The sequence below is a fragment of the Pyxidicoccus caerfyrddinensis genome, assembly GCF_010894405.1.
Classification (GTDB): Bacteria; Myxococcota; Myxococcia; order Myxococcales; family Myxococcaceae; genus Myxococcus; species Myxococcus caerfyrddinensis.
Window position 1 is genome coordinate 85,539 of the sequence record NZ_JAAIYA010000006.1, and the last position, 26,982, is coordinate 112,520.

Here is a 26,982-nt window from a genome sequence, read left to right on the forward strand (position 1 = left end):
TCATGCCCGTGGATACGAACCGACGCATCAACTCCGCCCGCCCCGTGGGTCGCGCGCTGGGTGGGCAGGACCGCTACGAGAAGGAGGCCATCGAGGGCCCGGCCGAGGGCTCGCTCGCGATGACCCGCCGGCAGCGTCTGGCCGGGGGCCCCGTGAAGGCGGGCGAGGAGAGCCCCTTCGCCGCGAAGCTGCGGCGGCTCGCGGGTGGGACGCCCTCGGATGACGAGGGGCGCTGAACCCCTTGAGCCTCACGTGACGTGAGGGTGTACCTGGCTCGTTCCGCCGCACCGTCGTGGCGGGATGAGGTGGCGACCATGTTCGAGAAGCACGACTCCCCCTCGAGGGAGACTCGCGGCAAGGTGCTGGACGACGCGTCCCTCCACGAGGTCATGACCGAGTGGCCTCGGGTCATCGCGAGTGTTCGCGAGGAGATGGACCGGGGCACCGACCCCGCGCACGCCTCGGTGCGTTCCCTGGCAGAGCGGTGGATGGAATTGGTGCGGGTCTTCACTGGCGGAGACCCCGGCCTCGAGTCGTGGCTGCGCGCGGTGCATCAGCAGGAACCCGGTAGGGCCGCGAAGCATGGAGTGGACCCGAAGCTCTTCGGCTATCTCGGCAAGGCGATGGCGAGCCTGGATGAGCCGGAGTAGGGCCGCAGGTCAGCCGCCGTGTGCCGGGACGTCCCTGGACACCGGGCTGGGAGCGTCACGCTCCTGGCGGAGGAGTGGACGGCGATGAAGGTCTACCTGGATGACGAGCGCCCCACGCCCGAGGGATGGGTGCCGGTGCGGTGGCCCGAGGAGGCCATCACGTTGCTCGAAGGCGGGCAGGTGACGGAGCTGAGCCTGGACCATGACCTCGGGGATGACGCGCACGGCACCGGGTACGACGTTCTGCTCTGGGTGGAGGAGGCCGTGGCGACGCGGGGCTTCGTGCCGCCGCGCCTGCGCGTGCACTCGGCGAACAGCTCCGCGCGCACGAAGATGGAGTTGGCCATCGAGCGCATCGAGCGCTTCTTCCGTGAGCGCGGGGAAGGGTGAGGGTGTTCCTGAAAGAAGCCTCCGGGGCGCCAGGAGGGTCGACAGCTCCCTCCTGGCGGCCCGGAGTGGGACGCGCGTGGGGCGCGCTTCACTTCATCGGGTCCGGGGCCTGACCTGCCGGTTCTGGGGGGCCTGCGGGGCCTGCGGGACGACCTGGATGCGGGTCGCGTAGCTGTCGCCGTCGGCGGCGAGGTTGAACGAGGCCTGGACGGGAGTGCCCGCGCGGAGGCTCTGCACGGAGATGCTCCGGCCGCCTTGCGTGGCGCGCGTCTTGTCACCCACGAACAGCGTGTAGAGGTCGCCGGTCTCCGAGTCACGGAGCTGGATGCGGTCCTTCGACGTGGCGGCCACCTGGCCCTGCATGAGGACGCTCGCCACCACGGTGGTGTTCGGGTCCGCCGCGGGCGCCGAGCCCGCCGTGCCCGAGCCACCGGTGCCCGTGGCCGTGGAGGTCGTGCGTCGCAGCTCGTCCACTTGCCGCTGGAGCTCCTGCACCTGGGCGCGGAGTCGGGCCAGCTCTTGCGAGTCGCGGGTCATGCCGGCCGCCGCTGCACCCGCGGCGCTCGCGCTGCCACCGCTCGCTCCGCCACCGCCAGTGCCACCGCTCCCTGCCGCTCCGCCGCTGGCGCCGCCACCCGTTGCACCGCCACTGGTACCGCCACCCGTAGCGCCGCCGGACGCGCCTCCGCCGGTCGCGCCGCCACTCGTTCCTCCGCCGGTTGCGCCACCGCTGGTGCCGCCACCACCCGTGCCAGTGCCAGTCGTGCCAGTGCCAGTCGTGCCGGTGCCAGTCGTGCCGGTGCCAGTCGTACCAGTGCCAGTCGTGCCGGTGCCGCTCACGTCCGAGCTGCTAGTGCCCGAGCCGCCCGTGCCAGTGCCGCTCGCATCCGCGTCGCTGGTGCCCGAGCCGCCCGTGCCAGTGCCGCTCACATCCGAGTCACGGGTACCCGAGCCGCCCGTGCCGGTCGTCGCGCCCGTGCTCGTCCCCGCGCCCGTGGTGCCTGTCGTGCCCTGCGGTTCCGTCGTCTGGGATGTGCCCGCGCCACCCTGGGTGCCAGCGGCACCGCCGCTCGTGGCTCCACCTGCGGCCGCGCCGCCGCTTGAGCTGCCGCCTGCTGATTGGGCGAGCCCCACGGTCGAGAGCAAGAAGCTGAAGGCGAGGGCCGCAGTGGTAATCGCGCGTCGCATGGTCGGTTCCTTTCCCTTCCCCTCGCAAAGGTGAGGTCCGGGAGCGGGGCGACAAGCGCGCATCGAACGCGCCATGCGACAGCACGGCCGCATGCCAGGCCTCGGAGCGGGAGTCACACGGCCTGCGCTGGGGCACCTGTCACGCAGATGTGACACCCCGCTCCGTTGCCGAACCACGACATTCCAATATGCTCATGTCGTCATGCCAGCCGCCATCGCCGCCCTGGATGTTCGCTCCGCCTCCCGTCTCTTCAAGGCACTGGGAGACGAGACCCGCCTGCGCATCGTCGCGCTGCTCAGCCACGGCGAGTTGTGCGTCTGCCACTTCGAGTCCGCGCTCGGACTGACGCAGTCGAACACCTCCCGGCAGCTCGCGGTGCTGAAGAACGCCGGCATCGTCGAGGCCCGCCGTGAAGGGAGCTGGGTCTACTACCAGCTCGCGCCCCAACTGGACGAAGTGTGCAGGGCACAGCTCAAGGCGCTCGTGGCCGCCTTCTCCAGACGGGACGTGCTCCGCGAGGACGTGAAGCGCCTGCTCGAATCCCGCGGCCCCAACGCCTGCAAGTGACGAAGGACCCCATGAGCACCTCCGCTCCCGCCGACAGCATCGTCAGGAAGCTCTCCGTCATCGACCGGCTGCTGCCGGTGTGGATTTTCGCCGCCATGGCCCTGGGCATCGGGCTGGGCCGGGCCTTCCCGGACCTGGGCGCGCGGCTGGACACGGTGAAGCTGGACACCGTGTCGCTGCCCATCGCCATCGGCCTCTTGTGGATGATGTACCCGGTGCTGGCCAAGGTGCGCTACGGCGAGCTGGGCCGGCTGCGCGCGCGCGGCAGGCTCTTCACCACGTCGCTGGTGCTCAACTGGGTGGTGGGGCCGGTGCTGATGTTCGCGCTGGCGTGGCTCTTCCTTCCGGACCTGCCGCACTACCGCAACGGGCTCATCCTCATCGGCCTGGCCCGCTGCATCGCCATGGTCCTCATCTGGAACATGCTGGCCTGCGGCAGCAACGAGGTGGCCGCCGTGCTGGTCGCCCTCAACTCCGTCTTCCAGATTCTCTTCTATTCAGTGCTGGGCTGGCTCTTCCTCACCATCATCCCGGGCGCCCTTGGCGCGGATGTCACGGCCTTCGACGTGTCCATGGGGAGCATCGCGAAGAGCGTGCTCATCTTCCTGGGCGTGCCGCTGGTGGCCGGAGCGCTGACGCGGCTCGGGCTCACGCGACTCAAGGGCGAGGCCTGGTACGAGCAGCGCTTCCTACCTCGCCTGGGGCCCACGGCGTTGCTCGGGCTGCTCTACACCATCGTCCTCATGTTCGCGATGCAGGGGGACAAGCTCACGCGCCTGCCGCTGGACGTGGTGCGCATCTCGCTGCCGCTGCTCGTCTACTTCGGCATCATGTTCACCAGCGCGTTCTTCCTCTCGCGCCGGCTGGGCTTCAGCTACGAGGAGACGGCGTCCCTCTCCTTCACGGCGGCGGGCAACAACTTCGAGCTGGCCATCGCGGTGGCGGTGGGCGTCTTCGGCATGGCCTCGGGGGAAGCCCTGGCGGGCGTGGTGGGGCCGCTCATCGAGGTGCCCGCGCTCATCGCCCTCGTGTACCTCTCGCTGTGGCTCAAGCGCCGGCTCTTCCCCGCGTCGGGCGAGGCCGTCCTGCCCCGCCGCTTCGACGACAAGGCGCCACCGTCCCATACGAGTGAGGTCTCACGATGAGCACGGTCATCTTCGCCTGCGTGCACAACGCCGGCCGCTCGCAGATGGCGGCGGCCTTCTTCAATGCGCTGGCGGACCCGGAGAAGGCCCGCGCCGTGTCCGCTGGCACGCAGCCCGGCGAGCGGGTGCACCCGGAGGTGCAGGCCGCGATGGCGGAGGTGGGCATCGACTTGTCGGGTGCCCGGCCCCAGCGCCTCACGGACGAGCTGGCCCGGGACGCCCGGTGGCTCATCACCATGGGCTGCGGTGAGGCCTGTCCCTACGTGCCGGGACTGAAGCGCGAGGACTGGCCGCTCGAGGACCCCAAGGGCAAGCCCGTGGAGCACGTGCGGAAAATCCGCGACGAGGTGGCCTCGCGTATCGCGCGCTTCGTGGAGCGCGAGGGCTGGAGCCGCGAGGGACGGAGTGTCCCCGTGCGTCCCGAGTAGCCTCGCGAGCCTCAGAAGTCGTACCGCATCCCGAAGCGCACCTGACGTGGCGCCTGGTAGCGTACGGTGACGGGAGCCACACCCTCCGAGGCGTCACGCGCCTCCGCCTGGGCTGGCTCCTGGGCGTTGAGGACGTTGAACGCGTCGAGCCGGAACGTCACGTCATGTCCCTTGCGGAGTGCGTACCGCACGCCGAGATACACATCCAACGACTGCACCCACGGCGTGCGTTTCTCGGCGCCCTCCAGCAGCAGGCCCGACGCTCCCAGGTACGAAGCGCCCACGTCAGCCCGCAGCTTGTCATCGGGGCCGAAGCGGAACTCCCGGGCCCCGTAGGCGCGAATGACGTGGGGCCTGTCCAGCGGCAGTCGCTGTATCGGCGCGAGTCCGTCCCACACCGCGAACGGGCTCACGAAATTGCCGGTCAGCTTCGACCACGTGTAGCCCACCCGTCCCAGCCAGCCGTCGATGTAGGGCAGGCGCAGCTCCACGGTCACCGCATGATAGGTGCGAGCCGTGCGCTGCGAATCCGCGGCGAGTCCGGCGCCGGGATTGCCGAGCACGACACCGCTTCCATCCGTGCGGGGCACGAGCGCGAGCCCGTTCTCCAGCTCCCGGTACGTATAGGTTCCGCCGAGGACGGCCGTCGGCAGGACTTCGTACTCGAGTCCCGTGACGACCTCGTGGGAGGCCATGGGGGCGAGGTCCGGGTCCAGCGTCACCTCCGCCACCGGGTCGGACCCGCTGGCCGGTGCGTCCAGGAGCCCCAGCGGAATCAGCCCCTGGAACCTCCCGTAGTGGGCGAACACCTTCATCCAGCCGTTGCCCCCCGGGTCGAGAACCAGGCCCACGCGGGGCGACAGCCGGGAGCTGGTGACGGGGTCCGAGCCGGCCGCACCGCCTTCGAGGCGCTGCATGTCGTAGCGGGCGCCGACATTCAGGGTGAGGCGGTTGGCGAGGCTCCAACTGTCCTGCACGAAGCCGCCAAGGACGGTGCTGGGAGTCCGCGAACCCGCCCGCTCGTAGACGAGCCATTCCGTGTCCACGCCTGCCTTCACCGTGTGCGTTCCCAGCCATCGTGCCCACCAGAGGACCCTGGCATTGGCCTGATAGCGGTCCAGCGTGGGGTCCCCCATGCCGGTCACCCGCTGGGACAGCCAGCCCGCGTGGACATCGAGCAGCACCTTCTTGTCCACGAGCGCGCCGCTGTGGTGAAGCGCCGTCAGCATCGACTGTGCGCTCCAGTCCTCCCGCGAGGAGGGCGCGGTGACGAGTGTCAGCGACACGTTGTGGTCCTGGTTGATGAGATACGTCAGCTTGCCCACGGCCTGGAGGCTGCGCGCGTCGTCGAACGTGCGCGAGCTGCTCCCATCCTCGCCCGGAGCCTGGAGGATGCGCGTTCGCTCCACGCGGCTCAGTGCCGGGGTGACTCCCGCGAAGAACCAGAGCGTGTCCTCGAGCACCGGGCCGCCGAGGGTGGCACCGAAGTCCCCCTGGTGTTTGAGTGTGTCCTGGCTCGCGAGTCCTCTGCTCGCACGGCGCCCCTCCAGCAGGCCCGGCGTCCAGAAGGCGAAGACGGAGCCGTGCAGCTCGTTGGAGCCCGACCGGGTCATCGTCTCCAGGCGCCCACCTGTGGCATGGCCGGACTCCGGCAGGTATCCACCCGTGACGATGCTGCCAGCCCAGGTCAGCTCGGTGCCCAGGGAGAGGGCATTGAGTCCCAGCACCGCGTCGCGGATGGACAGGCCGTCCAGCCGGTACTCGTTCTCGAAGACGGAGGCGCCGTTGATGGACAGGCCCTCCGTCACGTCCAGCACGCCGGGGACGAATGGAGCGAGGTCTTCGGCCGAGCGCGCCGCGCCGAGAGGTCCCGAGGGCCTGCTCACCACACCGTAGAGGTCGAACTCGAGGAAGAGATCCTGGCCCGTCTTCGTGCTGCCGACGTCGATCGTCGGTGGGCCACAGCCAAACTCGACCTCTTCTCCGAGAGTTTCAGGAATGAGCGACGCGTCGAGGCGCGTGGAGTACCCCTCCCGTATCAGCACATCGGCTCGTGCGTAGGGCCGGAGCAGCTCCTTCTCGAACCGGACGGTGTACGTCCCCGGAGGCAGTCCCGGAATCCGGTACTCCCCCAGCGCATCCGTCACCACGGTCTGCTCTCCCTGCATCGACGGTGAGGTCGCCGTGATGACGACGTCGGCGACGGGAACCCACGTCGCGGCATCCTTCACCGTGCCGAAGATGACCCCGTGCCCCTCGGCGCCGAGCGCCCCGGACGCCAGGAACACCGCCAGGACTCCCACGGCCCGGCACCACTCCCACATGCGCATGCTCGAATCCCTTTCTGCGGACCGCGAGCGTGCTCCCGCGTGAGGGACGCATTCCTCACCGTTCCATCACGGTTGCCTCACGAAACCCGCAAGCAGCCAGGCATTTACGGGCGCCCACCGAGAGCCTTCGCGCCCGTTCTGTGCTGTCCTGCATGGGCGCGCGAGTGGACGCGACACAGGAGCCGCCGTGACGGGACGGGAGGGGCCGGTGACCGGGAGCAGGAAGGGAGGCCGCGCCTCCGCGAGGGCCGTGCGCCTGCTCAGCGCCCGTCCCTGGCCGCTCACCATCGCCATCGCCGCCACGCTCGGGCTGCTCATCTACACCGCCACCACCAGCCTGCCCTACCTCATCTCCTCGCCCACCACGGACCCGCACTTCGGCGCGCTCAACGACTGTCTCTCCCGCGCGCTGCCCGCGCCAAGGCTCGGCTGGGCCGTGTCTCCGGATGCCTCGCGCGCCGCCGTCTACGGCCCCCGCGCCGTGGCGGTCTGCGGCCCTGACGGAGTCCCCACGCGGATGGACGTGGCGGGCGCGCTCGCCGCCACCTTCGCCGGAGACAACCGGCTCTGGGTCTCCGCCGGAGGCCGCCTGCTGCGCGAGGAGCGTGGCGCCCTTCGTCCGGTAGGCGACTTCGCGCCCGTTTCACTCTCCGGCCATGCGGGCGGGGTGCTCGCCCTGGATGAGGCCGGGCAGCTCGTCTCCGTCTCGTCCGAGGGGAGTGTGCTCGGGCAGGCGACCGTCCCCGGTGCCGGAGCCCGGCTCTCCGTGGGAGCCTCCGGCACCCTGGCCGCAGTGCTCGACCACGGAGTCCTCCGCGTCTTCGACGCCCGCACGCTCGCCCCCCTTCCCGCCGAGCCCCCGTGCCCCGTGTCGGGCCTGTGGTGGCTGGATGCGCCGGACCGGCTGCTGATCGGCTGCGCGCCAGAGGGGATTCCGGCCTTCACGTTGGACCTGCGCACCGGGACACATGCCGCGGCGCCAGGCACCCCCTCGGTGCCTGCCCGCCGGCTCCTCGGCCGGGCCCTCTATGTCGAGGGTTGTGACGGTTTTCCATGCACGGCTCCGGCCCCCTGAGATGTTGGTAGAGGGTTCTGGCACCCCATGTTTCACGGGGTGTCCGAGCGTGTGAGCCGTCAGGGTTCACTACCGGACGGACAGGCGCCCTCGGGCCCGGCTTGGAATCGACAAGCCCGCGAACTCCCTGGAGATTCGCCCCCGTCGGGCGCCGCTCAGAGCACTGCTGCAGCGTTCATCCCGATCAGAGGTTTTACAGCGTGGACGACACCAAGCTCCCCAATCCCAACGCCAACGGCCGCAAGCGCGCCTCGCGGAAGTCTCCCAACAATGGGTCTTCCCAATCCGAGGCCCCCTCCAGCGCCGGCTCCGAGCGAGAGAATGTCGCGGCCAACCGGCTGCGGGCCGAGCGTGCGCGCACCCGCGCCGCCGAGCCGAAGGCCGAGGAGCCTGTCATTGGCCGTGGCGGCGGCGCCCGCACGCCTGGCACGGGAGCGCGCACGCGCAATGGCCACCCCATGCAGCCGCTGCTCGCCGCGCTCAGGTCGGTGCAGTCCGGTGACTTCTCCGTGCGCCTGCCCGGCGGCGGCGTTGACGCGGTGATGGACGAGATTGCTCGCGCCTTCAACGCGGTGGTGACGCTCAACTCCGCGATGACGCAGGAGATGGTCCGCGTGGAGCGCGTCGTCGGCCGCGAGGGCCGCATGGGTGAGCGCGTCTCGCTCGGCGACGTCCGGGGCGACTGGGCCACGAGCATCAACTCCATCAACGCGCTCATCGGCGACCTGGTGCAGCCGACCACGGAAGTCGCGCGCGTGCTGGTGGCGGTGGCCGAAGGCGACCTCACCCAGAAGATGGCCCTCGAAATCGACGGCCAGCCGGTGAAGGGCGAGTTCCTCCGCATCGGCACCACCGTGAACGCGATGGTGGACCAGCTCAACTCGTTCGCCGCCGAAGTGACGCGCGTCGCGAAGGAAGTGGGCAGCGACGGCAAGCTGGGTGGCCAGGCCGACGTGAAGGGCGTGTCCGGCGTGTGGAAGGACCTCACGGACAACGTGAACCTGATGGCCAACAACCTCACGGCCCAGGTGCGAAACATCGCCGAGGTGTCGACGGCCGTCGCCAACGGCGACCTGTCCAAGAAGATCACGGTCGACGCGCGCGGAGAGGTCTTCGAGCTGAAGAGCACCATCAACACGATGGTGGACCAGCTCAACGGCTTCGCCTCGGAAGTGACCCGCGTGGCCCGCGAGGTGGGCACCGAGGGGAAGCTGGGTGGTCAGGCCGCGGTGCCCGGTGTGTCCGGCACGTGGAAGGACCTCACGGACAACGTGAACTTCATGGCGTCCAACCTCACCACCCAGGTGCGCGGCATCGTCAAGGTGGTGACGGCCGTCGCGAACGGTGACCTCACCCAGAAGCTGATGGTGCCGTCGCAGGGTGAGATTGCCGCGCTGGGCGCGACGCTCAACAACATGACGGACACGCTCAACGTGTTCGCGCAGCAGGTGACCAGCGTCGCCCGCACGGTGGGTGTCGAGGGCAAGCTGGGCGCCCAGGCCCAGGTGCCCGGCGCCGCCGGCACGTGGAAGGACCTCACCGACAACGTGAACCTGATGGCCAACAACCTCACGGCCCAGGTCCGCAACATCGCCGAGGTCACGACGGCCGTCGCGAAGGGCGACCTGTCCAAGAAGATCACCGTGGACGTGAAGGGCGAGGTGATGGAGCTGAAGGACACCATCAACACGATGGTGGACCAGCTCCGCGCCTTCGCCTCCGAAGTGACGCGCGTGGCCCGCGAGGTGGGCACCGACGGAAAGCTCGGTGGCCAGGCCGACGTGAAGGGCGTTGCCGGCGTCTGGAAGGACCTCACGGACAACGTGAACTACATGGCCTCCAACCTCACCACGCAGGTGCGAAACATCGCGCTGGTGACGACCTCGGTGGCCAATGGTGACCTGTCCAAGAAGATCACCGTCGACGCTCGCGGCGAGATTCTGGAGCTGAAGAACACCATCAACACGATGGTGGACCAGCTGAACTCGTTCGCCTCGGAAGTGACGCGCGTCGCTCGTGAAGTCGGTACGCACGGCAAGCTGGGTGGTCAGGCGGAAGTGCGCGGCGTGTCCGGCACGTGGAAGGACCTCACGGACAACGTGAACGTGATGGCCGTCAACCTCACCACCCAGGTGCGTGGCATCGCCAAGGTGGTGACGGCCGTCGCGAACGGTGACCTCACCCAGCGCCTGAAGATGGAGGCCAAGGGCGAGGTGGCCGAGCTGGCCGACACCATCAACGCGATGACGCAGACGCTGTCCATCTTCGCCCAGCAGGTGACGGACGTCGCCCGCACGGTGGGCGTGGAAGGGAAGCTGGGCGCCCAGGCGGTGGTGCCCGGAGTGGCCGGCACGTGGAAGGACCTCACGAACAACGTGAACCTCCTCGCGAACAACCTCACCGACCAGGTTCGTAACATCGCCGAGGTGACGACGGCCGTCGCGAAGGGTGACCTGTCGCGCAAGATCACGGTCGACGCGAAGGGCGAGGTGCTGGAACTGAAGAGCACCATCAACACGATGGTGGACCAGCTCCGCGCGTTCGCTTCCGAAGTGACGCGCGTCGCGAAGGAAGTCGGTACGGAAGGGAAGCTCGGCGGTCAGGCCGACGTGAAGGGCGTGTCCGGCGTCTGGAAGGACCTGACGGACAACGTGAACTTCATGGCGTCCAACCTCACCAGCCAGGTGCGCGGCATCGTGCGCGTGGTGACGGCCGTTGCCAACGGCGACCTGAGCCAGAAGCTGACGATGGAAGCGAAGGGCGAGATTGCCGCCCTCGCGGACACCATCAACGCGATGACGCAGACGCTGTCCATCTTCGCCCAGCAGGTGACGGACGTCGCCCGCACGGTGGGCGTGGAAGGCAAGCTGGGCGCCCAGGCGGAGGTGCCGGGCGTCGCGGGCACGTGGAAGGACCTCACGAACAACGTGAACCTGCTCGCGAACAACCTCACCGCGCAGGTGCGAAACATCGCGGAAGTCACCACCGCCGTCGCGAATGGTGACCTCTCCAAGAAGATCACCGTCGATGCGAAGGGCGAGGTGCTGGAGCTGAAGAGCACCATCAACACGATGGTGGACCAGCTCCGCGCGTTCGCCGCCGAAGTGACTCGCGTCGCCAAGGAAGTCGGTACGGAAGGCAAGCTGGGCGGCCAGGCCGACGTGAAGGGCGTGTCCGGCGTCTGGAAGGACCTCACGGACAACGTGAACGTCCTCGCCGGCAACCTCACCGACCAGGTGCGAAACATCGCCAAGGTCACGACAGCCGTCGCCAACGGCGACCTGTCGCAGAAGATCACCGTGTCCGTGAAGGGCGAGGTGCTCGAGCTGAAGAACACCATCAACACGATGGTGGACCAGCTCCGCGCGTTCGCCTCCGAGGTGACTCGCGTCGCCAAGGAAGTCGGCACGGAAGGCAAGCTGGGCGGTCAGGCCGCGGTGCCCGGAGTCGCGGGCGTGTGGAAGGACCTCACGGACAACGTGAACGTCCTCGCCGGCAACCTCACCGACCAGGTGCGAAACATCGCGAAGGTCACGACGGCCGTCGCGAATGGCGACCTGTCGCAGAAGATCTCCGTCGAGGCGCGCGGCGAAATCCTCGAGCTGAAGAGCACCATCAACACGATGGTGGACCAGCTCCGCGCCTTCGCCGCCGAAGTGACTCGCGTCGCCAAGGAAGTGGGTACGGACGGCAAGCTGGGTGGTCAGGCCGCGGTGCCCGGAGTCGCCGGCACGTGGAAGGACCTCACGGACAACGTGAACAGCATGGCCTCCAACCTCACCGCGCAGGTGCGAAACATCGCGCTGGTGACGACGGCGGTTGCCAACGGTGACCTGTCCAAGAAGATCACGGTCGATGCGAAGGGCGAAATCCTGGAGCTGAAGGACACCATCAACATCATGGTGGACCAGCTCAACAGCTTCGCTTCCGAAGTGACGCGCGTCGCTCGTGAAGTCGGTACGGAAGGCAAGCTGGGTGGTCAGGCGGAAGTGCGCGGCGTGTCCGGCGTCTGGAAGGACCTGACGGACAACGTGAACTTCATGGCCCGCAACCTCACCACGCAGGTGCGCGGCATCGTCAAGGTCGTGACGGCCGTCGCCAACGGCGACCTGAAGCAGAAGCTCGTCGTGGAAGCGAAGGGCGAGGTGGCCGCGCTCGCGGAGACCATCAACAACATGACGGACACGCTCGGCACCTTCGCCGAGCAGGTGTCCACGGTGGCCCGCGAGGTGGGTGTCGAAGGGAAGCTCGGCGGTCAGGCCCGCGTGCCCGGTGTGGCCGGCACGTGGAAGGACCTCACCGACAACGTGAACTTCATGGCGTCCAACCTCACCACCCAGGTGCGCGGCATCGTGCGCGTGGTGACGGCGGTTGCGAATGGCGACCTGACCCAGAAGCTCATCGTCGACGCGAAGGGCGAGGTGGCCGCGCTCGCGGACACCATCAACAACATGACGGACACGCTGGGCACCTTCGCCGAGCAGGTGTCCACGGTGGCCCGCGAGGTGGGTATCGAAGGAAAGCTGGGCGGCCAGGCCCGCGTGCCCGGTGCGCGCGGCACGTGGCGGCAGCTGACCGACAACGTGAACCAGCTCGCCGGTACTCTCACCAGCCAGCTGCGCGCCATCTCCGACGTCGCCACCGCGGTGACGAAGGGCGATTTGACTCGCAGCATCACCGTCGTCGCGGAAGGCGAAGTCGCCGCGCTGAAGGACAACATCAACCAGATGATCGTCAACCTGCGTGAGACCACGCAGAAGAACCAGGAGCAGGACTGGCTCAAGACGAACCTGGCGAAGTTCTCCGGCATGATGCAGGGCCAGAAGAGCCTGGACGCCGTCAGCCGCCTCATCATGAGCGAGCTGACGCCGCTGGTCTCCGCCCACCACGGCGCCTTCTTCCTCGTGGACGGCGAGTCCGGCACGCCGCTGCTCAAGCTCACCAGCACCTACGCGTACCGGGAGCGCAAGCACATCGCCAACCGGTTCCGCCTGGGCGAGGGGCTCGTCGGTCAGGCCGCCCTGGAGCGGAAGACCATCCTGCTCACCAAGGTGCCCTCGGACTACATCACCATCTCCTCGGGCCTGGGTGAGTCCGCGCCGCTCAACATCATCGTCCTGCCCGTCCTCTTCGAGGGCGAGGTCAAGGCGGTCATCGAGCTGGCGTCGTTCCACCCGTTCAGCGCCATCCACCAGATCTTCCTGGACCAGCTCACCGAGAGCATCGGCGTGGTCCTGAACATGATCATCGCCAACATGCGCACGGAGCAGCTGCTGCTCCAGTCGCAGGGCCTGACGCAGGAGCTGCAGAGCCAGTCCAAGGAGCTCACGCAGCAGCAGGACCAGCTCAAGCGCACCAACATCGAGCTGGAGGAGAAGGCGAAGCTGCTCGAGGAGCAGAACCGGCGCGTCGAGGAGAAGAACAACGAGGTGGAGCGCGCCCGCGTCAGCCTCGAGGAGAAGGCGGAGCAGCTCACCGTCATCTCCAAGTACAAGAGCGAGTTCCTGGCCAACATGAGCCACGAGCTGCGCACGCCGCTCAACTCGCTGCTCATCCTCGCCAAGCTCCTGGCGGACAACAAGGACGGCAACCTCAGCAACAAGCAGGTCGAGTACGCCAACACCATCTACGCGTCCGGCGGAGACCTGCTCAGCCTCATCAACGAGATTCTGGACCTCTCCAAGGTGGAGGCCGGGAAGATGCAGGTGGAGCCGCGGGACATCGTCCTGTCGGAGCTCAACCAGTTCATCGACCGCGGCTTCCGCCCGGTGGCGGAGCAGAAGGGGCTGGCCTTCACGGTGGAGGTGGCACCGGGCTCGCCGCGGCACATCCGCACGGACCCGCAGCGCCTGCAGCAGGTGCTGAAGAACCTGCTGTCCAACGCCTTCAAGTTCACCGACGAGGGCAGCGTCCGGATGAAGGTGTCGCTGGCCGAGAAGACGGTGCGGTTCGACCACGAGGTGCTCAGGCGCTCGCGGCACGTCCTGGCCTTCTCGGTGACGGACACCGGCATCGGCATCGCCAAGGACAAGCAGCGCCTCATCTTCGAGGCGTTCCAGCAGGCGGACGGCTCCACCGCGCGCAAGTACGGCGGCACCGGCCTGGGCCTGTCCATCAGTCGCGAAATCGCCAAGCTGCTGGGCGGCGAAATCCACGTGCAGAGCGAGCCGAAGAAGGGCAGCACCTTCACGCTGTACCTGCCGCCCGAGTACGTCGGTCCGGAGGATGACGGCCTGCCGCCGCTGTCCGGTTCCGGTGACGGCATCCCCCGCGTGCCCGCGGCGCTCGAGCCCCTGTCCTCGGTCACCGTGTCGCCGGCTCCGGCCCTGTCCCTGGCCCCCGTGACACCGACCGCGGCGGAGAGCAGCCACGTGCTGGACGCGGCCCTGCCGCCGCAGGTGGAGTCCTCGCTCGCGCCCGTCGCGGTGGAGGATGACCGCGAGCACATCCGCGAGGGGGACCGCGTCCTCCTCGTCATCGAAGACGACGTGAAGTTCGCCCGCATCATGGTGCAGATGGCGCGGGAGAAGGGCTTCAAGGCGCTGGTCGCCACCCGCGGTGATACCGGCCTGTCCATGGCCAACGAGTACCAGCCGCACGCGATTACGTTGGACATCCAGCTGCCCGTGGTGGACGGCTGGAGCGTGCTGGACCGCCTCAAGCGCAACCCGCGCACGCGGCACATCCCGGTGCACGTCATCAGCGTCATGGACAAGCACCAGGGCAACGCGCAGGGCGCCTTCGGCTACCTCACCAAGCCCGTCAGCAAGGAGGGCCTGGAGCGCGTCTTCAACCAGCTCTCCAGCTTCCTGGAGCGCAAGGAGCGCAGGCTGCTGCTGGTGGAGGACGACGACGTCCAGCGCGACAGCCTCGTGAAGCTGCTCAGCGAGGGCGGCGACGTGGCCGTCACCGCCGTGGCCACCGGTGAAGAGGTCCTCCAGAAGCTGGAGGAGCACGAGTACGACTGCCTCGTCATCGACCTGCTCCTGCCCGACACGGACGGCACCAAGCTGGTGGAAGAGGTGAAGACGCAGCAGCGCTTCCGCGATTTGCCCATCGTCGTCTACACGGGCAAGGAGCTGACGCCCAAGGACGAGGCCCGGCTGCGCCGCTACACCGGCAGCGTCATCCTCAAGAGCGGCTCCAAGAGCCCGGAGCTTTTGCTCAGCGACACGGCGCTCTTCCTCCACCGCCTGGACCAGAACCTGCCGCCCCGCGCGCGGGCCGCCCTGTCCCAGCGCAACGAGAAGGACTCGGAGCTCACCGCCCGGAAGGTGCTCGTCGTCGACGACGACATGCGCAACATCTTCGCCCTCACCAGCGTGCTGGAGAACCACGGCATGCAGGTGGTCTTCGCGGAGAACGGGCGCGCCGCCATCGAGATGCTGGAGCAGCACCGCGACGTCGACATCGTCCTCATGGACGTGATGATGCCGGAGATGGACGGCTATGAGACCATGCGTGCGATTCGCAAGGACCTCAAGTACGCCAGCCTCCCCATCATCGCCGTCACGGCCAAGGCGCTGAAGGACGACCGCGAGAAGTGCATGGCCGCCGGGGCGAGCGACTACCTGCCCAAGCCGGTGGACACCGACAAGCTTCTGGAGCTCATCCGTCTGTGGGTGAGCGCCTGACAGCCTGAGTGATGGCTAGCACACGGCTCGTCTCCGTCGGGCTTGGGCCCGACGGAGGCTGCGCCTAGCCTGTGCCCCATCCCTTCATCCCATCTCCATGACGCCTAGCGAACACATCCCGGCCGAACGCACCCAGGACGGCGCCGCACGCCCACGGGCGAGCATCCTGATGGTGGACGACCACCCGTCCAACCTGCTCGCGCTGGAGGCCATCCTCGATCCGCTGGGGCAGGAGCTGGTGAAGGCCACCAGCGGTGAGGAAGCGCTCAAGTACCTGCTCAAGCGCGACTTCGCCGTCATCCTGATGGACGTGCAGATGCCGGGGCTGGACGGCTTCCAGACGGCGACCATCATCAAGCAGCGCGAGCGCACGCGCACCATTCCCATCATCTTCCTCACCGCGCTCAGCCGCGACGCGGCCCATGTCTTCAAGGGCTACGCGCACGGCGCGGTGGACTACCTGCTCAAGCCGTTCGACCCTGAAATCCTCCGCTCCAAGGTCAGCGTCTTCGTCGACCTGTTCCTCAAGGAGCAGCAGATTCAGCGGCAGGCGGCGCAGCTGCGCCAGCGCGAGCGCGAGGCCCTGGAGCGGCAGAGCGAGTTGCGCTACCGGCGGCTCACCGAGTCGCTGCCCGAGGTGATGTGGGCCGCGCGGCCGGACGGCTCGTTCACCTACGCCAACCGCGCCGGGCGCGACTACACCGGCATCGGGGAGGACGAGCCGCTGTCGCTGTCCACCTTCCTGGACTTCGTCCACCCCACGGACCGCGAGGACATGCGCAACGTGTGGGAGCAGGCCATCCGCCTGGGCCAGCGCGTGGAGCGCGAGTTCCGGCTGCGCCGCTTCGACGGCGTCTACCGCTGGCACCTGGCGCGCGCGGTACCCGAGCGCGACGAGACGGGCCAATTGGTGGGCTGGATTGCCATCGCCACGGACATCGACGACAAGCGCCGGGCGGAAGAGGCGCTGGGGCGCTTCAAGACGACGCTGGACGCCACGCTGGACTGCGTCCTGATGTTCTCCCCGGACTCGCTGACGCTCACCTATGCCAACGCGGGCGCGGCCAAGCAGCTCGTTGGCTCCGTGGACGAACTGGTGGGGCTGTGCGTGCTGGAGGTGGAGGGCGCCTTCGACGAGGCGGGCTTCCGCAAGCTGCTGGCCCCGCTGCTCAGCGGCACGCTGCCGAGCCAGACGTACTCCACCACCCACCGCCGCCGCGACGGCAGCGAGGTGCCGGTGGAGGTGGTGCTCCAGTACGTGGGCGCCGACGAGGGACCGGGCCGCTTCATCTCCGTGGCGCGCGACATCACCGAGCGGCAGCGCGCGGAGACGGCGCTGCGGCTGGCCAGCGAGGCCAAGGACGCCTTCCTCGCCGCGGCCAGCCACGAGCTGCGCACCCCGCTGGCGGCGGCCAAGGGCCACGCGCACCTGGCGCTGCTCAAGCTGGGCAACGAGACGGAGGCCGGCCCGGGCAAGTCGCTCAAAATCATCAACCGGCAGATAGACCGGATGGCCAAGCTGGTGGAGGACCTGCTCGACATCAGCCGGCTGCAGGCGGGCCGCCTGTCGCTGGAGCTGGAGCGGTTCGACATGAGCGACCTCGTGCGCGAGACGAGAGACCGCATGGCGGTGCTGTCCCAGGGCCACGAGCTGCACGTGGAGACGCCGGAGCACCTGGAGGGCACGTGGGACCGCGGGCGCCTGGACCAGGTGCTCACCAACCTCCTGTCCAACGCCATTCGCTACTCCCCCGAGGGCGGGCCGGTGCTGGTGCGGCTCAACGGCGAGGGCGACGAGGGCGTGCACCTGGCCGTGAAGGACCGCGGCGTGGGCATCCCCAAGGAGAAGCAGTCGCTCATCTTCGAGCGCTTCGGCCGCGCGCACGGCAGCAAGTACGGCGGGCTGGGGCTGGGGCTCACCATCAGCCAGGGCATCGTCGAGCAGCACGGCGGCCGCATCTGGGTGGAGTCCGCGGGCCAGCCCGGCGAGGGCTCCACCTTCCACGTGTGGCTGCCGCGCGAGACGGAGCCGCAGCTGGCCACCGTGCATCAGGCGTCCAGCACCCGCACCGCGAGCTGAGGGGCGGAAAACGCGCTACTGCACCCGGGGCGGGCCCCCGGGGCGCAGCGGGCTCACGCCCGTCACCCACAGCACCCGCGTGGAGGGCTCCAGCCGGTACGTCACCACGTGGCCGGAGCCGCGCAGCTCGAACTCCTCCGCCGCCTCCTCGTCGCTGACCCACTGGCGCAGGCCCACCGTCGCGGCGACTCCCGCGAGGAGCGAGTCCAGCACCGCGCGGTCCACCGGGGCCAGCGCCAGCCACGCGGCACGCGCCTCCCACGCCGTGGCGACCCGCCACGCTCCGCCCTTCTGCCGTCCCATGCTCACCTGGACTCGGGAGGGCGGCGGATGTCCACCAGGGTGAGCGTCCGCATCGAGTCGTCCCGCTCGTAGGTCACCACCAGCGTGGCCACGGTGAGGTGCTGCCGGGCAGGCTGCTCGGCGACGTTCAACCTTCCGTACTTCGCGGCCAGGTCATCCACGGCGTGCTGGAACGCGTCGAAGAGCGCGGTGGGCATCAGCCCGATTTCCTTCCACGTCTGAGGCGTGAAGACGACGCGGTAGGGGCTGGTGGCTCTGGGAAGGGTGCGGTGCATGGTGCGGGTCGGGCTGCGGGGACGCGGGCTGCCATCAGGGGGACCCGGTCCCCGACTCCCCGGCCACTGAGGGAAGTCGGTTTCCGGGCGACGGCTGTCATCAGGTGACTTCAGAGGGGGAGTGGCAACATCCGCCGGGTCCGGGTGGGAACATCCGCCCACCCGGTGGCGGGGCGATTCCGGCCGGCTTCTGGCCGGGTCGCGGGGCCCGCGCTACCGGGGGCCTGACGGGGGCGGAATGGTGGTCAGCCGGAGCGTGACTTCCGTCAGCCGGATGGCGGCCCGCGCGGAGTCCACCTGGTAGAGGAGGACGAAGTCCCCCACGATGAGCGACAGCGCCGTGTCCACCCCGGCCTCCGCGATGACGCGTGGATCCGGCAGCCGCCCTTCGGAGGCGAGCGTCGCCAGCGCCGTCAGCCGTTGCTGGAGGACGCCATAGTCTTGATGGGAGAGGTGGCCGAGCTGACGCCATGCGGACGGCGCGACCTCGACTGCGTACGAGGAGGAGAGTGAGTGGGGTGTGGGGGATTCCATGCGCACCCACCCCCTAAGCAACCTCCGCACCACCGTGAAGGTGCCAGGAATCAGACGTTTGGCGCGTGCCCGGTGGCCAGGGCCTGTAGGAATTCCGGAGCCGCTCGCGAGGGAGTCTGTAACTTTTGCGATTCGCGTGTCTCCGGAGCGCGGTTCGGCCCCGTGAGGCTGTTGCCTCGCGGACAGGCGGAAGATTTTGGGGTGCTTCGCCGCTCCCGCCGCGCGGCGCCGGCCCAATCATCCCCTGCCAGGCGCAGGGCCATCCGCTTCCGTATGCCGAGCATCGCCGACCTCATCGACCACCACCGAGAGCTGCTCGTGCGGCGCTTCCTGGAGGAAGCCAGCAAACTGGAGAGCGCCAGGGACCTGAGGCCCGCCGAGGTCATCAACACGTTTCCCGAGTACCTCTCCACGCTCTCCGCCATCTCCCGCCAGGGACACCGCGGGGACGCGGCGCGGACGAAGCAGCGGCTGGAGGACACGCACATCAACGGGCGCCTGCGGCTGGGCTACAACCAGGACGAGGTGACGAGCGAGTACGTCCTCATGGGCCGGCTCATCGCCGGGCTCTGGGAGGAGCTCCCGCTGGAGGCGCAGCCCTCGCCAGAGGACTCGCAGCTGCTCTTCACGGAGCTGGACGCCGCCATGGACTCCACGGTGGCCGTCTTCACCGGCTACTCCGTGGAGGACCGGCAGCGCGAGAAGCGCACCCTGCGGCGGCTGGAGGCGCTGGCACCCAAGGCGCTGGGGCGCGACGAGTCGGTGAGTCCCCACGTGATGCCCATGGTGCGGCTCATCCAGGAGGCGCTGGAGGCGGACGGGGCGGAGCTGTTCCTCGTCGGCGCGCCGGGGACGCTGCGGCACGTCGCCTCCACTGGCCGGTGCGAGGGGCTCACCGGCCCGGAGCGGGTGGTGCCTCTCGACGGGGACACCTTCCTCGCCCGGGTGGTGCGCTCCGAGGAGCCGCTCGTGCTGGCGGGCACGTCCGAGTCCCCCGCCGCTCTGCGCGAGGGGCTGTGCGGCGGCGGGCTGTCCACGCTGATGGGGCTGCGGCTGTGGCCGCACGGCGAGCTGATGGGCGTCATCTACGTCGGCGTCGCCCGTGCCCGGCCCTTCCAGCCGCAGGCCAAGCGCTACCTGGAGACGCTGGTGGAGTACCTCTCCGGCATCCTGGACCGGGCCCTCCTCTTCGGGCAGCTCCGCGACGCGCACGCGCGCCTGGGCACCTCCGAGGAGCGCTACCGGCTGGCCACCCGCGCCATCACCGACGCCATCTGGGACTGGGACCTCTCCACCAACACCCTCTTCTGGAATGAGGGCGTGGAGATGCTGCTCGGCTTCCTCGCGCACGAGGTGTCGCCCCACATCGACTGGTGGACGTCGCGCATCCACCCCGACGAGCGCGAGCGCGTGGTGAGGGACCTGCACCGGGCCGTCGAAGGAGGCCTGGCGCGCTGGCGCAGTGAGTACCGCTTCCTCCACCGGGACGGCCACTACGTGCACGTCACCGACCATGGCGTCATCGCCCGGGACGCTTCGGGCCGGGCGGTGCGCATGGTGGGCGCGATGCAGGACATCAGCGTGCGCAAGCAGGCGGAGGAGGCGCGCTCGCGGCTGCTCAAGCGCGAGAGCCAGCGCGCCGAGCAGCTGCGCGGGCTGGCGGCCGCGTCGGTGACCATCAGCGGCACGGCCTCGCTGGACGCGCTGCTGCGGGTCATCACCGAGCGGGCCCGGGAAATCATCGGCGCGCACCAGGCGGTGACGTCCATGACGGTGAAGGGGCGCGCGGGCGCGTCCATGCAGGCCGTCTCGCTCTCCGACAAGTACGCCGCGTGGCGTGCGGGCCCGGCACCGCTGGATGAGGGTGGCCTCTACACGTACGTGGCGCGGACGCTCCGGCCGGTGCGCCTGACGCAGGCCCAGCTGGATACGCACCCGTACTGGAAGAGCGCGGGCCCGCGGGCTGGCGGCCGCCCGCCGATGCGCGGGTGGCTGGCCGCGCCGCTCATCGCCCGCGACGGCACCCGCCTGGGGCTCGTCCAGCTCTCCGACAAGTACGAGGGCGAGTTCACCGAGGAGGACGAGGCCATCCTCATGCAGCTGGCGCAGCTGTCGAGCGTGGCCATTGAAAACGTCCAGCTCTACACCGCGCTGAGCGAGAGCGAGGACCGGGTGCGGCTGGCGCTGATGGCGGCGCGGCTGGGCACGTGGGATTTGGACCCGGTGTCGGGGGTGCTGCGCTGGGACGAGCGCTGCAAGGCGCTCTTCGGCCTGTCCGCGGACGCGGAGGTGACGTGGGAGACGTTCCTCTCCGGGCTCCATCCGGAGGACCGCGAGCCCACGGTGCTGGGCGTCCAGCGGGCGCTCGCGGGAGAGGCGGGCGGAGTCTTCAACCTCGAGTACCGCACCCTGGGCCGGGAGGACGGCGTCGAGCGCTGGCTGTCGGCGCACGGCCAGGCCTTCCTGGATGCACGGGGCCAGGCGGTGCGCTTCATCGGCACGGTGCTGGACGTCACCGAGCGCAAGCGCCTGGACGCGCAGCTGCTGCGGCGCGAGGAGGAGCTGCAGCGGCGCGCGGACCTGGAGGAGAAGCTCATCGGCATCGTCAGCCATGACCTGCGCAACCCGCTCAACGCGATTGGCTTCTCCACCACGCTGCTGCTGCGCCGCACGGACCTGGACGAGGCCGCGAAGCGAGGCATCGACCGCATCCGCAACGCCAGCGGACGCGCGGACCGGATGATTCGCGACCTGCTCGACTTCACCCAGGCGCGGCTCGGCGGGGGCATTCCCATCTTCCGCAAGCCGGCGGACCTCAATGAATTGGTGCGCACGGTGGTGGAGGAGGTGCGGCTCGCCAACCCGGGGCATCGCATCGACGTCACCACGGAAGGCAGCGGCGCGGGCGAGTGGGACACGGACCGGCTGGCCCAGGTCGTTACCAACCTCCTGAGCAATGCGCTGCGCTACGGCGCGGAGGACGCGCCCGTGCAGGTGCGGACGCGGGCGGAGGACGGCGTGCTGGAGCTGTGCGTGCACAACGCGGGAGAGCCCATCCACCCGGAGGTGCTGCCCATCCTCTTCCAGCCGATGAAGCGGGGGACGGGGCGCGAGCACGCGACGAGCCGTGGCCTGGGGCTGGGGCTCTACATCGTGGACCGCATCGTCCACGCGCACGAGGGCTCCGTCACCGTGAAGTCCACCGCGGAGGAGGGGACCACCTTCTCCGTGCTCCTGCCCCGGCGCGCGGGCCACCCGGGCTGAAGGCGCGCTTCAGTCCGGGCCGCAGCCGAGCCGCTGCCGGGAAATGGCCAGGTCGTCCAGCCACCAGTCGGTGGGCACCGTGAGCCCCTGGTAGAGGACGACGCCGGTCTCCAACACGGTGAAGTCAGTGGCCTTCTCGCGCACCGGCGGCGTGGCCGTGGGCGGGTCGGAGAAGACGAACTGCTCGGGCCAGCCGAGCTCGACGCCGTCGAGCCACACGCGCGGCGTGGCGGCCTCCGCGTGGGTGCCGTTGGCGCCGTCGAACTGCCACTCCAGGCAGGCCCAGGCGTCGAGCACGAGCGGCGTGCCGGAGACCTGCACCCACTCCGGGAAGCCCGGCGGCTCCGGGGGATGCCAGATGGCCATGTACTTCTGCTGGTACGTGGCGACCTCGTACCAGTCGAGGGTGTCGAAGGCTCCGCCCGCGCGGCCCGGCCGGGGATAGCGCGCGCTGAAGAGGCCCGCGTGCGACATGGGGCGCGCGGGCGTCGTGTACACCCAGACCCGGCCCCAGAGCACCGGCCCGAAGTGGGCGGGCAAATCGAAGCGGAGCGTCTTCTTGGGCCCGCCCTGCGTGCCCTCCCTACCTCCGGACAGCGCCTTCGCGTGCAGCGCGTACCGGCCCCGGTGCGCCCGCGTGTCGTCCACGAGCAGCTGGCCGCTGAACTCGTCGCGATGCGTCGTCCAGCCGGCCGGCACTGCGCCCTCCTCGAAGTCCCAGCACAGCGCTCCCGTCGCCGCGCAACCGGTGGCGGGGCCCGGGGCTTCATTGCCGCTCCGCGTTGATGGGCCATGGGCGCAGGCGGCCGCGAAGGTGAGGATGAGCAGTGCGCTCGAGGTTGTGATTGGGGTGTGCAATGCGGCCATCTCTTTCCCGTGTGACTCCCACCGCTGAGTCATTCGGTGTCTGTGATAAATGTATGGTGAATTGCAATTGTGTCAGAGCGGGTTCGTAATGTTTCCGCGACCCGCACTGGTGCGGGCGAACAGGGAGACACGATGAAGAACCTGCGAGGGTTGTTGTTCATGGTGGCGCTGTCTGTCGTCGGCTGCGGAGGCGCTCCCATGGAGCTGGAGGAGGAGACCCCCACGGAGGGCTCCGTGTCGACGCTGCCCGCTGGTGAGGTGTCGCAGTCCGCCGTGACGTGCACGGAGACCTACGGCCAGTGTCGCGTGGGACAGTGCGAGCTGGGCGCGAACGACACCTTCCAGGTCTACACCAAGACGTGTTGTGACTCGGCGACGGGCGCCTGCACGACGCAGCGCCTCCGCATCTGCGGCTGCTAGCGACGCCGTGCTTCGTGACTCACGGGGCCTGGGCTCCGTGAGTCTGGCGCGCGCCGCTATGGCGCAACCCGGGTCGTGGACCAGACCTCCGGGTTGCGCTGCATGGTGGGGGCGCTCGTCGTACCGCCGAGGACGTAGACGCGGCCTTTGGGGTCGCTCGCGGTGGCGAAGCCGTCCACGAGGTGATGGAGGCGAGAGGCCTGCCGCCAGTCCTTCACGGTGCCGTCCGGCTGGAGGCTCGCGGTGAGCGTCAGGCCCCGGGGCATCAGGAGGAGCAGCGTGTCGTGCAGCGCCACGAGGCGGACCAGGTGATGCCCGGAGGCGCCGAAGTCCACGCTCCCCTTCCAGGGCGGTGAGGGCTCCGCGCGCCAGTCCCGCCCCGCGTCGAGCGCGACGGAGGAGAGCTGCCCGCGGCCGTCCACGGCGTAGAGCCGCCCGCCCGAGAGCGCCACGCCCTGGTCGTAGTGGGGCGGGAAGGGTGCCTCGAGGGCCTCCCAGCGGGAGACGCGCGCGCCGGAGTCCGAGGAGACCTTCGCGCGCCAGAGCTGGCGTGTGCCCCGGGTGAAGTCCGCCTTGTCGAGTGTGCCCGCGATGACCCACAGCTCCCTGCCGTGGGCCACGAGCGAGTGCCAGGCGCGGGGCTGGGGCAGCGGGGCTTCCTCGCGCCACGGGCCCAGCGTGCCGTCCCCCTGGATGGGCGCGGAGACGACCTCGGCCGTGAAGTCACCCTGCCGCTGTCCCCCCGCGATGAACAGGCGTCCCGCGAGCACGGCCATTCCATGGTGGATGACGGGCACCGGAAGCGTGCCGCTCTTCGTCCATTCGCCGAGGCCGCCCTCCGCCAGGAGCGGCGCGGAGAACACCTTCGCGTTCTCCTCCAGGCTTGCGCCCGAGCCCGAAATCGCCTGGATGTGCAGCCCGCCGGAGACGAGCAGGCGCTCCGGGGTGGCGGTGGCCGCGTGGTAGTAGAGGTCGGCGGGCATGGCGCGCTCTTGCCGCCACGGCGCGAGGCCGCCCTCGGCGGGCCAGGGGATTCCGCCCGGTCCCCGCTCGGGGCAGTCCTTGCCGGCACACAGGCAGAGCGGGAGCTGTGCTTCGCCCGTGTCGCTGACGCCCACGGTGCGGCGCACGCATTTCTCGCCCTGGCCGCAGGCCCCATCGTCGCAGATGCGGTGGCAGCGCAGGTCTCCCGTCTGCGGCGTGTCGCAGCTGCCCGACACGCAGAGGAGGTCATACGCCGTGTAGTCACAGCCCTCGCCGTAGTCGCAGCCTCCGGCCGTCTTGCGGGGACAGGGGCGGAAGGAGGACGGCCGCGGCCCCTGCCAGGTCGGGGCCTCCGCTGGAGGCGAGGGGCTCACGGCCAGGCTACCGGCGTCGCTTGGAGCGACAGGCGCGGGGGAACTGGCGGGGAGGGGCCGGCTTCCGCTCGTGCAGGCGCTGAACCCCAGGAGGCCCAGGAGCAGGAGCCGGACACCGGTGGAGAGGCGTGGAGGCATGGCCGCAGCGTAGTCCAGTCACGTCACGTGACGCGCAGGGACCCCAACCGCACCAGCTCCCCCTGAACGTCAGCGCTTGCGCGTCAGCAGCACCACCGCGCCGAGGATGGCGCCCATGGCCACCCAGGCCGTGGGCTTCATCGTCTCGCCCGCGAGCACGCCGCCGAGGAACACCGCCACCACCGGGTTGACGTACGCATAGCTGGTGGCCAGCGACGGGCGCGCGTTGCGCAGCAGGTAGCCGTAGGCGCTGTAGCCCACCAGCGAGCCGAAGGTGACGAGGTAGAAGTACGCGAAGAGGGCGCGCGTGCTCGGCATCGTCGTCGGCAGGTGCTCGCCCGTCACCAGGCCGAAGCAGTACATCATCGCGCCGCCGCACAGCATCTGCGCCGCGGTGGACATCAGCCCCTGCGGCATCGGCAGGCGGCGGCTCCAGATGGAGCCGAACGCCCAGCTCAGCGGCGACAGCAGCATCGCCACCGTGGGCAGCCAGTGGCCGCCCAGGTTGCCGCCGAGGTTGAGCACCACGATTCCGCCGAAGCCCAGCGCCAGGCCCCAGCGCTCCGCGCGCCCCGGCCACTGGCCGAAGAGGCCGCCGAAGAGCGCCGTCCACATGGGCAGGCTGCCCACCACCAGCGCCGCCACGCCCGACGGCACCCATTGCTGCGCGAAGACGAGGCCCCCGTTGCCGATGCCCAGCAGCAGCAGGCCCACCACCGCGCTGGACGCCCACTGTCGGGCCGTGGGCACTGGCGCACCCCGCAACCACAGCACTGCGAACAGCACACTGCCCGCCAGCATGAAGCGGCTGCCCGACATCAGGAACGGCGGCAGGCCCCCCTCCAGGCCGAAGCGGATGGCCAGGTAGGTGGAACCCCAGATGAGGTACAGCGTCACCAGGCTGGTGATGAGCCAGCCCCGGGAGGCCCCCGAAGCGCCAACGTCCCCCACGGGCAGGACAGAGGGAGTGGACGGGGCGGAAACCAGGGGCTGTACGGGCGAAGAGACGGACACGATGCCGCCGCTTGTAGCGCCCGCTTCAGAGCGGGGCCATGTGCGCATTGCCGTACCCCACAGTCGGCGCGCTCGCAGTGGGGTACAGTGCGGAGGGGCATGCTCCCGGGCGCAGCGGCGCCTGCCTGCCCTCCTGCTGCCCTGGTATCAGGAATGTCTCCGCCACCTGGACGTACGGACATGGGGAACGCGCATTGAACGGCCGAGCCCGCTTTCTTAAACTTCCGGTGGAGCCGCGGCGGGCATCGTGCCGGGCCGCCGGCTCTGGAGTGTGAGCAGGGATGCCGTCCGAAGAGCTGGGAGAACGAGAGAAGGAAGTCCTCCGCGCGGTGGTGCAGGAGTACATCACCACGGGCGGGCCGGTGGGCAGTCAACAGCTCACCCGGCGGCCCGGGTTCGAGGTCTCCTCGGCCACCATGCGCAACGTGCTCGCCGACCTGGAGGAGCTCGGCTTCCTGGAGAAGCCGCACACCTCGGCCGGCCGGGTACCCACGGACCAGGGCTACCGGTTCTATGTCGACACGCTCGTCAAGCTGAAGGACCCGACGCCCCGTGACAGGGAGCTCATCCACGCGGGCCTCATCCAGGAGGCCAACCTGGAAGAGGTGCTGGGCGAGGCCAGCCGCATCCTCCACTCTCTCACGCGGCACGCCGGGGTCGTCGTCACGCCGCGCCCCGACGCGTCCGTGTTCCACCGCATCGAGTTCGTCCGCCTGCGCGAGGACCGGGTGCTCGCCATCCTGGTGGGGCAGAGCGGCCAGGTGCACAACAAGGCGATTACCGTCGAGTTCCCCATCACCTCGGACGAATTGCTCAAGGCGAGCAACTACCTGTCCGAGCTGTTGCGCGAAGTCCCGCTGGAGGAGGCGCGCGAGCGCATCCGCACGGAGATGGACCAGGAGCAGGCGCTCTACAACGCGCTGACGGCCAAGGCGCTGAAGCTGGGCGCGGCGGCCACGGATTTGCCCACCACGGAGCGGGTGCTCATCCAGGGCACGGGCTCGTTCCTGGAGGCGCCGGAGTTCGCGGACGTGGAGCGCATGCGCGCGCTCTTCAAGGCGCTGGACGAGAAGCACAAGCTGCTGTCGCTGCTGGACCGCGTCCAGCGCGCCAACGAGATGCAGATCTTCATCGGCGCGGAGAGCGACTTCTCCGCGGCCGGCGACGTCTCCGTCATCGCCAGCCCGTACGGAAACCAGGAGCAGGTGTTGGGCACGGTGGGCGTCATCGGCCCCACGCGCATGGACTACCGGCGCGTGATTCCGCTGGTGAACTTCACCGCGCAGGTGCTCTCGCGCGTGCTGGAGAAGGTGTAGCGCTT

Annotated in this window: 20 protein-coding genes; 12 read left to right on the forward strand and 8 right to left on the reverse strand. The window is 69.5% G+C overall.

Translation table 11 applies throughout. The features are described 5' to 3' along the window. Positions 1 to 2 precede the first annotated feature (2 nt). The 3 genes from G4D86_RS15765 to G4D86_RS15775 all read left to right on the forward strand — a co-directional run bounded on the left by G4D86_RS15765 (position 3) and on the right by G4D86_RS15775 (position 1,040). Positions 3 to 236, forward strand: a complete 234-nt coding sequence (locus G4D86_RS15765) for a hypothetical protein (protein WP_163994411.1) — start codon at positions 3 to 5, stop codon at positions 234 to 236. Between the two features lie 78 nt (positions 237 to 314). Next, positions 315 to 650, forward strand: a complete 336-nt coding sequence (locus G4D86_RS15770) for a TipAS antibiotic-recognition domain-containing protein (RefSeq protein ID WP_163994413.1) — start codon at positions 315 to 317, stop codon at positions 648 to 650. Positions 651 to 734: 84 nt separating this feature from the next. After that, on the forward strand, positions 735 to 1,040 hold the full coding sequence (locus tag G4D86_RS15775; protein WP_163994415.1) for a cyclic-phosphate processing receiver domain-containing protein: 306 nt from the start codon (positions 735 to 737) through the stop codon (positions 1,038 to 1,040). A 93-nt stretch (positions 1,041 to 1,133) separates the two neighbouring features. Here G4D86_RS15775 and G4D86_RS52895 read toward each other — a convergent pair whose 3' ends face one another. Beyond that, positions 1,134 to 2,228 (reverse strand): hypothetical protein, encoded by a 1,095-nt coding sequence (locus G4D86_RS52895; RefSeq protein ID WP_240360274.1) that lies wholly within the window; start codon positions 2,226 to 2,228, stop codon positions 1,134 to 1,136. Between the two features lie 202 nt (positions 2,229 to 2,430). On the opposite strand from G4D86_RS52895, the gene G4D86_RS15785 reads away from it, so the two are divergent. Genes G4D86_RS15785 through G4D86_RS15795 form a run of 3 tightly spaced genes read left to right on the forward strand, consistent with a single transcriptional unit; the run spans position 2,431 to position 4,369 of the window. Continuing rightward, positions 2,431 to 2,796, forward strand: coding sequence for an ArsR/SmtB family transcription factor (locus G4D86_RS15785; protein ID WP_163994417.1), 366 nt, complete (start codon positions 2,431 to 2,433; stop codon positions 2,794 to 2,796). A gap of 11 nt (positions 2,797 to 2,807) precedes the next feature. Then, a complete protein-coding gene (gene arsB, locus G4D86_RS15790; protein WP_163994419.1) occupies positions 2,808 to 3,941 on the forward strand; it encodes an ACR3 family arsenite efflux transporter in 1,134 nt (377 codons plus the stop codon). Then, complete coding sequence (locus G4D86_RS15795) at positions 3,938 to 4,369, forward strand: arsenate reductase ArsC (protein WP_163994420.1); 432 nt, start codon at positions 3,938 to 3,940, stop codon at positions 4,367 to 4,369. The genes arsB and G4D86_RS15795 overlap by 4 nt, the downstream gene beginning before the upstream one ends. Positions 4,370 to 4,380: 11 nt before the next feature. Here G4D86_RS15795 and G4D86_RS15800 read toward each other — a convergent pair whose 3' ends face one another. Then, positions 4,381 to 6,699: a TonB-dependent receptor gene (locus G4D86_RS15800; RefSeq protein WP_163994422.1), complete on the reverse strand. Its 2,319-nt coding sequence runs from the start codon at positions 6,697 to 6,699 to the stop codon at positions 4,381 to 4,383. Between the two features lie 208 nt (positions 6,700 to 6,907). Here G4D86_RS15800 and G4D86_RS15805 point away from each other — a divergent pair, with 208 nt between their 5' ends. The 3 genes from G4D86_RS15805 (at position 6,908) to G4D86_RS15815 (ending at position 17,488) form a co-directional block, all read left to right on the forward strand. Further along, a complete protein-coding gene (locus tag G4D86_RS15805) occupies positions 6,908 to 7,774 on the forward strand; it encodes a hypothetical protein (protein WP_338050608.1) in 867 nt (288 codons plus the stop codon). A 200-nt stretch (positions 7,775 to 7,974) separates the two neighbouring features. Next, the gene (locus G4D86_RS15810) at positions 7,975 to 15,408 is read left to right on the forward strand and encodes a HAMP domain-containing protein (protein ID WP_163994426.1); all 7,434 of its coding nucleotides are present in this window, start codon (positions 7,975 to 7,977) and stop codon (positions 15,406 to 15,408) included. Between the two features lie 97 nt (positions 15,409 to 15,505). After that, positions 15,506 to 17,488: a hybrid sensor histidine kinase/response regulator gene (locus G4D86_RS15815; RefSeq protein ID WP_163994429.1), complete on the forward strand. Its 1,983-nt coding sequence runs from the start codon at positions 15,506 to 15,508 to the stop codon at positions 17,486 to 17,488. A gap of 15 nt (positions 17,489 to 17,503) precedes the next feature. Here G4D86_RS15815 and G4D86_RS15820 read toward each other — a convergent pair whose 3' ends face one another. The 3 genes from G4D86_RS15820 to G4D86_RS15830 all read right to left on the reverse strand — a co-directional run bounded on the left by G4D86_RS15820 (position 17,504) and on the right by G4D86_RS15830 (position 18,600). Next, the gene (locus G4D86_RS15820; RefSeq protein ID WP_163994431.1) at positions 17,504 to 17,791 is read right to left on the reverse strand and encodes a hypothetical protein; all 288 of its coding nucleotides are present in this window, start codon (positions 17,789 to 17,791) and stop codon (positions 17,504 to 17,506) included. Positions 17,792 to 17,793: 2 nt separating this feature from the next. Continuing rightward, positions 17,794 to 18,066 carry a hypothetical protein gene (locus tag G4D86_RS15825; RefSeq protein ID WP_163994434.1) on the reverse strand — a complete coding sequence of 91 codons (273 nt, stop codon included), beginning with the start codon at positions 18,064 to 18,066 and terminating at the stop codon, positions 17,794 to 17,796. Between the two features lie 213 nt (positions 18,067 to 18,279). After that, positions 18,280 to 18,600: a type II toxin-antitoxin system RelE family toxin gene (locus G4D86_RS15830; RefSeq protein WP_163994436.1), complete on the reverse strand. Its 321-nt coding sequence runs from the start codon at positions 18,598 to 18,600 to the stop codon at positions 18,280 to 18,282. 273 nt (positions 18,601 to 18,873) lie between these two features. Between G4D86_RS15830 and G4D86_RS15835 the strand changes: the two genes are divergently transcribed. Then, entirely contained in the window at positions 18,874 to 21,864 is a 2,991-nt protein-coding gene (locus G4D86_RS15835; RefSeq protein WP_163994439.1) for a PAS domain-containing protein, read from the forward strand. 9 nt (positions 21,865 to 21,873) lie between these two features. Here the strand turns inward: G4D86_RS15835 and G4D86_RS15840 are convergent, their stop codons facing one another. After that, positions 21,874 to 22,722 carry a hypothetical protein gene (locus tag G4D86_RS15840; protein WP_163994440.1) on the reverse strand — a complete coding sequence of 283 codons (849 nt, stop codon included), beginning with the start codon at positions 22,720 to 22,722 and terminating at the stop codon, positions 21,874 to 21,876. Positions 22,723 to 22,863: 141 nt separating this feature from the next. Between G4D86_RS15840 and G4D86_RS15845 the strand changes: the two genes are divergently transcribed. Continuing rightward, a complete protein-coding gene (locus G4D86_RS15845) occupies positions 22,864 to 23,151 on the forward strand; it encodes a hypothetical protein (protein ID WP_163994443.1) in 288 nt (95 codons plus the stop codon). A 56-nt stretch (positions 23,152 to 23,207) separates the two neighbouring features. Here G4D86_RS15845 and G4D86_RS15850 read toward each other — a convergent pair whose 3' ends face one another. Both G4D86_RS15850 and yedA read right to left on the reverse strand, forming a co-directional pair. Further along, the gene (locus tag G4D86_RS15850; RefSeq protein ID WP_163994446.1) at positions 23,208 to 24,509 is read right to left on the reverse strand and encodes a Kelch repeat-containing protein; all 1,302 of its coding nucleotides are present in this window, start codon (positions 24,507 to 24,509) and stop codon (positions 23,208 to 23,210) included. Positions 24,510 to 24,716: 207 nt separating this feature from the next. Further along, positions 24,717 to 25,709, reverse strand: coding sequence for a drug/metabolite exporter YedA (yedA, locus tag G4D86_RS15855; protein WP_163994449.1), 993 nt, complete (start codon positions 25,707 to 25,709; stop codon positions 24,717 to 24,719). 233 nt (positions 25,710 to 25,942) lie between these two features. Here yedA and hrcA point away from each other — a divergent pair, with 233 nt between their 5' ends. Then, entirely contained in the window at positions 25,943 to 26,977 is a 1,035-nt protein-coding gene (gene hrcA / locus G4D86_RS15860) for a heat-inducible transcriptional repressor HrcA (RefSeq protein ID WP_163994452.1), read from the forward strand. The last annotated feature ends 5 nt before the right edge of the window (positions 26,978 to 26,982 follow it).